The organism is Catenulispora rubra (genome assembly GCF_015356825.1).
In the GTDB taxonomy this organism is placed as follows: Bacteria; Actinomycetota; Actinomycetes; order Streptomycetales; family Catenulisporaceae; genus Catenulispora; species Catenulispora rubra.
Genome location: NZ_JAACYW010000611.1, coordinates 1 through 1510 on the forward strand (window position 1 = coordinate 1; position 1510 = coordinate 1510).

A 1510-nucleotide genomic window follows, 5' to 3' on the forward strand; every position below is an offset into this window, starting at 1 on the left:
ATACCTGCTCATCGATCTTGCGCGCGCCGCCGCGCAGCAGCACCGCCTCAGCCTCGGCGCGTAGCGTGCCGCCGCTGAACAGGCCGCGGATCGTGGTGGCGCGGGGGGCGGTGTCGGTGCGGCCCCGCGCCGTGTTGGTGGTCGCGCCGGTGGTGGTGTCCTCCTCCTTGCTGGGTGTCGTGGGTGGGGGCCAGTGGGGCCAGGGCGTGGGCGTTGTGTGGCCGAGGGCGGTGAGGATCCGTTCCGCCGATTCGGTCAGGGTGGGGTGGTCGGGGCCTACGAAGGCGAAGTGGACGGGTTTGGGGAGCGTTGCGGCGTGGGCTTTGATGCGGGCGGCGATGGTGGGGTGCGGTGGTTTGGAGACCACCGTGATGAGTTCTGTTTCCGGGTCTTCTGCGAGTGCTGTCAGCGCTGCCAGGGTCGAGCGGCCCGCCACCTGTTCGGTCAGGTCGCGGCCGCCCACGCCGAGGCAGTGGCGGATACCGGCGCCTGCCGCGTCGAGGAGGGCCATCAGTTCCTGGGCTCCGGTACCGGAGGCCGCTACGAGGCTGATGGGGCCTGGGCGGGTCACGTTGGCAAATGCCAGGCCGGTTCCGTGGAGGACGACGGTGCCGCAGTCGGGGCCCATGACCAGCAGGCCGCGTCGTCGTGCTTCATCCTTGAGCCGTACTTCGTACTCAATAGGGATGTTATCGCTGAAAATGATCGGTGATGCGCCGTATTCCAATGATTCCATGGCCTCTGCGACGGAGGCAAGTCCCGGGGTGGAAATCAGGGTGATGGGTGCACCCGTTCGGCCTAGTGCGCTGGCCGTGGTGCGGGGAGCGGGGTTGCCGGCCTGGTCAGGGTGCGGATGTCCGGAGGCTGTGATGGAACCACCGGGCGAAGATGCGGAGGCGGCAGCGGGAGTAAGCGAGGTGGTCAGTGCCTCCAGCGCCGCTGACTCCGAGGGTGCGGAAGTGCAGGTGAAGGCCACAATGAGGTCGGCCGGTCCGGCATCCGCCAGCGCCGCGTACCCCAACTCCGCCAGCAGCGCGACGTTCAGCTCCGTCGCCATCGCCACCAGCACACGCTCCGCGCCCGCCACCCCGGCGACCGCGCGCCCGGCGAGCATCAGCGTCACCGAGTCGTGGTACTCCCCGCGCCGCACTTCGACGTGCTCGACCGCCACGTCCTCGGCCGCTCCGCCTCCCACTGGCACCGACACCGGCATCGATCCTTTCCGCGAGGGCCTGTCGCGACGCTAGACCTCGGGGCTACTGTCCGGGCATGGGCAATCCTGACAAGGACGGCGCCAGAGCTTCGCAGATATCCACATCGCCAAGCGAGGCGGCCGAGGCGAACGGGGGACAGCGCATGACACAGCCGACAGAGTCGACACGGCGGACGAAGACGACGGAACCGGGCATGGGAACTGGGGCTGAGGCCGGCTCCGTCGAAGCCGGCGAGTCAGCCAGCGCGTCAACCGGCGAGTCAAAGGTGAGCACCCCAGCCACCCCCACCCCCATAG

Annotated in this window: 1 protein-coding gene; it reads right to left on the reverse strand. The window is 69.1% G+C overall.

What is annotated here, in order from left to right:
- Positions 1–1171 (reverse strand): AllF/FdrA family protein (locus GWK61_RS54510; protein ID WP_194922279.1); only part of this gene is annotated, 1171 nt, incomplete at its 3' end.
- Between the last annotated feature and the right edge of the window lie 339 nt (positions 1172–1510).